The sequence below is a fragment of the Hoeflea sp. genome (genome assembly GCF_984452065.1).
Genome location: NZ_CFHWAF010000210.1, coordinates 1 through 5,254, shown reverse-complemented (window position 1 = coordinate 5,254; position 5,254 = coordinate 1). Strand labels below are relative to the sequence as shown.

Annotated in this window: 5 protein-coding genes; 2 read left to right on the top strand and 3 right to left on the bottom strand. The window is 61.2% G+C overall.

Annotation, left to right across the window (positions count from 1 at the left end):
* On the top strand, window positions 1–783 hold a 783-nt coding region (locus AC5E6N_RS23185; RefSeq protein WP_491750023.1), incomplete at its 5' end, for an acyltransferase family protein.
* A gap of 11 nt (window positions 784–794) precedes the next feature.
* Here the strand turns inward: AC5E6N_RS23185 and AC5E6N_RS23180 are convergent.
* The 3 genes from AC5E6N_RS23180 to rocF form a co-directional block, all read right to left on the bottom strand.
* Window positions 795–2,183, bottom strand: coding sequence for a M20/M25/M40 family metallo-hydrolase (locus tag AC5E6N_RS23180; protein WP_491750022.1), 1,389 nt, complete (start codon window positions 2,181–2,183; stop codon window positions 795–797).
* Window positions 2,184–2,547: 364 nt separating this feature from the next.
* A complete protein-coding gene (gene ocd, locus AC5E6N_RS23175) occupies window positions 2,548–3,606 on the bottom strand; it encodes an ornithine cyclodeaminase (RefSeq protein ID WP_491750021.1) in 1,059 nt (352 codons plus the stop codon).
* A 21-nt stretch (window positions 3,607–3,627) separates the two neighbouring features.
* On the bottom strand, window positions 3,628–4,557 hold the full coding sequence (gene rocF / locus AC5E6N_RS23170; RefSeq protein WP_491750020.1) for an arginase: 930 nt from the start codon (window positions 4,555–4,557) through the stop codon (window positions 3,628–3,630).
* A gap of 116 nt (window positions 4,558–4,673) precedes the next feature.
* Between rocF and AC5E6N_RS23165 the strand changes: the two genes are divergently transcribed.
* Window positions 4,674–5,114 carry an Lrp/AsnC family transcriptional regulator gene (locus AC5E6N_RS23165; protein ID WP_491750019.1) on the top strand — a complete coding sequence of 147 codons (441 nt, stop codon included), beginning with the start codon at window positions 4,674–4,676 and terminating at the stop codon, window positions 5,112–5,114.
* Window positions 5,115–5,254: the final 140 nt, after the last annotated feature.

The window sequence follows — 5,254 nt, the reverse complement described above, 5'->3', positions numbered from 1 at the left end:
GTTCTGTGGCTGACGATACAGTTTCTTTTCAAGGCGCCCGCAATGGTGGCGGAGGCCGGCCCCGCCGCACCGCTCGTCAGTTACATGCTGGCGTTCGTCCAGCCCTTCGGAACGCTCTGGTTCATCTATATCCTGCCGGTCTTTTTCATAGCCACACGGTTGCTGCGCCCGGTTCCCGTTCCGCTGGTCCTGGGCATCGCGATCCTGCTGCAGATCCTGCCGATTCACACCGGGGCCGTGCTGATTGACGAATTCGCGAGCTATTTCGTCTGGTTTTTTGCCGGCTATGCATTTGCGCCTGTGATATTCGCCCTGGCGGATTACGCCAGACGCAACAGCCTGCGGGCGATTGCCACCATCGTGGCGATCGTCGCGATAACCGCCCTTGCCACCTTGACGGAGATTCCGGTTGCATTCGGTCCCGCCGGGACTGGCCTGGTTGCGGTTTCCATGCTGCCCATGGTCTCGCTTGTGCTTGGGCTTGGAGGGGTGGTCGCCCTCGTATCGGCGAGCGCTTTGCTGGCATCGCACCGCTGGGCCGGTTTCATCCGCTGGTGCGGGTCTCATTCCATCGTCATCTATCTCGCGTTTTTCCTGCCGATGGCCGTGACCCGCGTCGTGCTGCTCAAGCTTGGCATCATACCGGATATCGGCACCGTCTCGCTGCTGGTGTGGATTGCGGCGATCACCGGTCCGCTGATTTTGTTCTGGCTGGTGGAAACGACCGGCTATGGCCGTTTCCTGTTCGAGCGGCCGCGATGGGCGCGGCTCGGCGGCAGCTGACCTTTCGCGGCCTACCGTTTCGCCGCCAGCGCATCCATGATGCGGATCCAGGAGCGAATGCCCTTGTGGAACGACCGCAGATCGTATTTCTCGTTCGGCGAGTGAATACGGTCGTCGTCAAGCCCGAAACCGACGAGCAGCGAGTTCATGCCGAGCATCGAGCGGAAATCGCTGACGATGGGGATCGATCCGCCAACGCCGATAACGGCGGCGGGTTTGTGCCATTCATCTTCAAGCGCCTTTTGCGCCTCGGCGAGCTCGGGCGCATCGTATGGCAGCTGAATGGCGCCGGATGTGCCGTGCTCGGAAAACGCGGCCGAACAGTCGGCCGGAAGCCGTTCCTCGACGAAGGCGCGGAAATTGCGGCGGATCGCGTGAGGGTCCTGGTCGCCCACCAGCCGGAACGAAACCTTGGCCGATGCCTCAGCCGGAATGACCGTCTTGAAGCCGTCGCCGGTATAGCCGCCTGAAATTCCGTTCACCTCGGCGGTCGGCCGGGCCCAGCACCGCTCGAGGACGGTACGGTCCTTCTCTCCGGCCGGCACCGACAGGCCGATATCCTCCAGGAAGTTCCCGGGCGGTCCGAGGTCTTCCCACATCGCCTTGATGTTGTCCGGCGTTTCGTGCACACCGTCATAGAAATGCGGGATGGTGATATGCCCGTCCGCGTCATGCATGTCGCCCAATATGGATGCGAGGATGTGGATGGGATTGGCCGCATTGCCGCCGTAATGGCCCGAATGCAGGTCGCGGTTCGCGGCCCTGACCGTGACTTCCTCGCCCGTCAGCCCGCGAAGGCTGACGGATATGGCGGGCGTGTCGGCGTCCCACATGCCCGTATCGCAAACGAGTGCGAGATCGGCCTTCAGTTCCTCGGCATTGGCTTCGAGAAACGGTTTGAGCGAGGGCGAGCCCGATTCCTCCTCGCCTTCGAACAGGATCGTCACGCTGCAGGGCAGGGCGCCGTTGGCATCCTTGTAGGCCCGGCACGCCTCGACGAATGTCATGAGTTGCCCCTTGTCGTCCGCGGCGCCCCTGCCGGTGATGACCGTTCTGCCGGGTGTCAGTTCCTCGACGGCGGGAGAAAAAGGATCGCTGTTCCAAAGCTCGAGCGGGTCGACCGGCTGCACGTCGTAGTGTCCGTAAAACAGCACATGGGGCGTGCCTTCCGGACCGGGCTGATGCGCGACGACCATCGGGTGTCCTTCTGTATCGCGAACGCTTGCTGAAAAGCCGATGTCTTCGAGCGCCGCGGCAAGCCACTCGGCCGCCTTGCGGCAGTCGGCGGCGAAGGCCGGATCGGTTGAGATGGATTTGATTCGGATGAGATCCGACAGCCGTTCGAGGCTGTTGTCGAGATTGTTATCGGCTTGCGACAGCGTTGCGGCGAGATCGGCCATACCCGGCTCCTGACGAATGACTTGAAACAAATGACTGGAGACCGTCTAGACGGTTTCACCGGCGGATTAAAGCGCCGGATGCGTGAACTCTGAAAAAGACAAAAAAATGCCACCGTGGCTGGAGGGGATAGTCACGGTGGCGTTGGGGATGTGAGCGGCGACCCGGAGAGGGGGGGATGAGGTCGCCGCTCGTGTCCGGCGTGGCGGGGGACATGCCTCTCGCCAGACATCGGCATTTTTGCTTGCCGGTAATTGTGATTTGGGCCGATGAATGTGGCAATTCAAGGACACAACCCGGAGATTGCGGTCACGACTATGTTACAGTGGAAAAATCTCGGTGCGACAACCCAGAATTCCATTGGCGCTATGCAGCGGCGGCGGGTCTGCGCGGGCCACGGAGAGGGTCGTTTCCGTGCGCCAGCACTCCGAACAGATCGCGCGGATCGCCCAGATCGGCGATGAGGTCAAGTTCCTCAAAAATTCCGTGGCTTAGCGCCTGGTCGCGGACAAAATTGAGAGCCGAGAAATCCTCGATTGCGAAACCGACCGAATCGAACAGGGTGATGTCACGGGAAGACGACCGCCCGGTCTCGGACCCGTTGATCACCTGCCACAGCTCGGTCACCGGATGATTTTCCGGCAATTGCTGTATTTCGCCCTCTATACGTGTCTGTGCCGTAAATTCGACAAAGATTTTGGAGCGATTCAGGATGTCCCGGTGCAGTTCCGTCTTGCCGGGACAGTCGCCGCCGACGGCGTTTATGTGAACGCCTTCCCCGACCATGTTGTCGGTCAATATGGTGGCGCATTGCTTGTCCGCCGTGACGGTGGTGATGATGTCGGCGCCGGCCACGGCCTCCTGGGCCGAGGCGCAGACCGCGATGTCGAGACCGTGCCGCGACAGATTGGCGGCGCATTTGCGGCTTGCGCCGCGATCGATGTCGTAAAGACGGACAGCCTCGATGCCGGCGATCGCGGCAAAGGCGATGGCCTGGAATTCGGACTGCGCGCCATTGCCGATAATCGCCATTGTCCGCGAATCGCCGCGAGCGAGATGCTTCGCGGCCATTGCGGAGGTGGCGGCTGTCCTGAGAGCCGTCAGCAGCGTCATTTCACTGACGAGGATCGGATAACCCGTTGAAACATTGGACAGAACGCCGAATGCCGTGACGGTCTGGAGACCCTTTTTCATGTTTTTCGGATGTCCGTTCACATATTTGAAGCCATAGTGCTCGCCGTCGCTCGTCGGCATCAGTTCGATCACGCCGACCTTCGAATGGCTGGCGATCCGCGGCGTCTTTTCAAACCGCTCCCAGCGGCGAAAATCGTGTTCGATGGCATCGCACAGCCCAATGAGGAAATCCCTCGGACCCGACCTGACGACAAGCCGGACCATTGCTTCCACGCCAACGAAATGAACCATTTGAATGCCTCCCGGTTCCGGTCAGTAGGATCGTGTCGGACGGTCCATCACCCGTTTTCCGAACAGGCTGGCAACGAGATCGACCATCAGTTTTGCGGTTCTGCCGCGTTCGTCGAGGAACGGATTGAGCTCGACCACGTCGAGCGACGTCACGAGTCCGCTGTCGTGCAGCATCTCCATGATGAGGTGGGCCTCGCGGAATGTTGCGCCTCCCGGCACGGTTGTGCCGACCGCCGGCGCGATCGTCGGATCGAGGAAGTCCACGTCGAGGCTGACATGCAGTGCACCGTCCGCGGCGCGCACCCGGTTCAAAAACGCATCGAGAAGGGCCGGAACACCGTGTTCGTCGATGGCCCGCATATCGTGGACCGTGACGCCGCAGCGCCTCAGGGTCTGCCGCTCCCTTTCATCCACCGAGCGTATGCCGAACATGCACACATTTTCGGCATCGACGGTGGCCGAAAGGGTCGGGAAAACGCCCTCGAAACCGGGTTGGCCCGTGACATAGGCAACCGGCGTGCCGTGCAGGTTTCCGCTCTGCGTGCTGTCGAGCGTGTGAAAGTCCGGATGCGCGTCCAGCCACAGCACAAACTGCCGACGTCCGCTGTCGGCCGCATGCCGGGTGATCGCCGGTATGCTTCCCATCGAAATGGAATGGTCGCCACCCAGGAAGACGGGCAGGTTTCCCTCGCTCGCCGCCCGGTAGCCGATATCGCTGAGCGACCGGCTCCAGCCCACGGTCTCGCCGAGATTGCGGATGGCCGGGTTGTGGTGCACGGCGCCGTCATCGGCAACGCACGCGGCATTTCCGTGATCGCGCACCTCATAGCCGAGATTCTGCAGCGCGTCCGCGATGCCGGCCGTGCGCAGCGCATCGGGCCCCATCAGGCATCCGGCCTGGCTCGCGCCGGTTTCCACCGGCGCGCCGATCAGGGAAAGGGGTGTGCTCATGCGCTCGTCCAAATCCTCACTGGCTTGATTATCGGTTTGAACAGCGGCGGAAAAAACTTGGCAAATAAAGCAAATTGATGCATTATTTTGCCATACCGATATATATAATCGCCAATATGGACAAAACCGATCACCGGCTGATCGCAGCCCTGCGCCATAACGGGCGGGCGGCGATCTCCGACCTCGCAGCCGAACTTGGCGTTTCCCGTGCCACCGTACGGGCGCGTATCGAGAGGCTGATGGAAGCAGGAGAGATCCTCGGCTTCAGTGTCATCCTGCGGAGCGATGCTTTCGAATCCCCGGTGCGGGGCATCATGCTGTTGTCCATTGAGGGCCGCGGCACGGACCGCATCGTCGCCGAATTGCGCGGCATGCCAGAGATCACGGCGATCCATACCACCAACGGCAAGTGGGACCTGGTGCTGGAGCTCGGCACAGATACACTGTCTTCGCTCGACAGGGTTCTGCACACGATCCGTTTGGTCGATGGTATCCGTGCGAGTGAAACCAACCTTTATCTGGGCACAAGGCGCAGTGCGGAATTGCGGTCGGTTTAGACGCGGCGCTCCCGATAACGCATCATCGCCATGGACCTTGCCCTGAGGCTGCGTTATCCCTGTCGCCATGAACAAGGACGATCATCTCTTTCTCGTCGACGGCTCGGGTTACATCTTCCGCGCCTATCACGCCTTGCCTC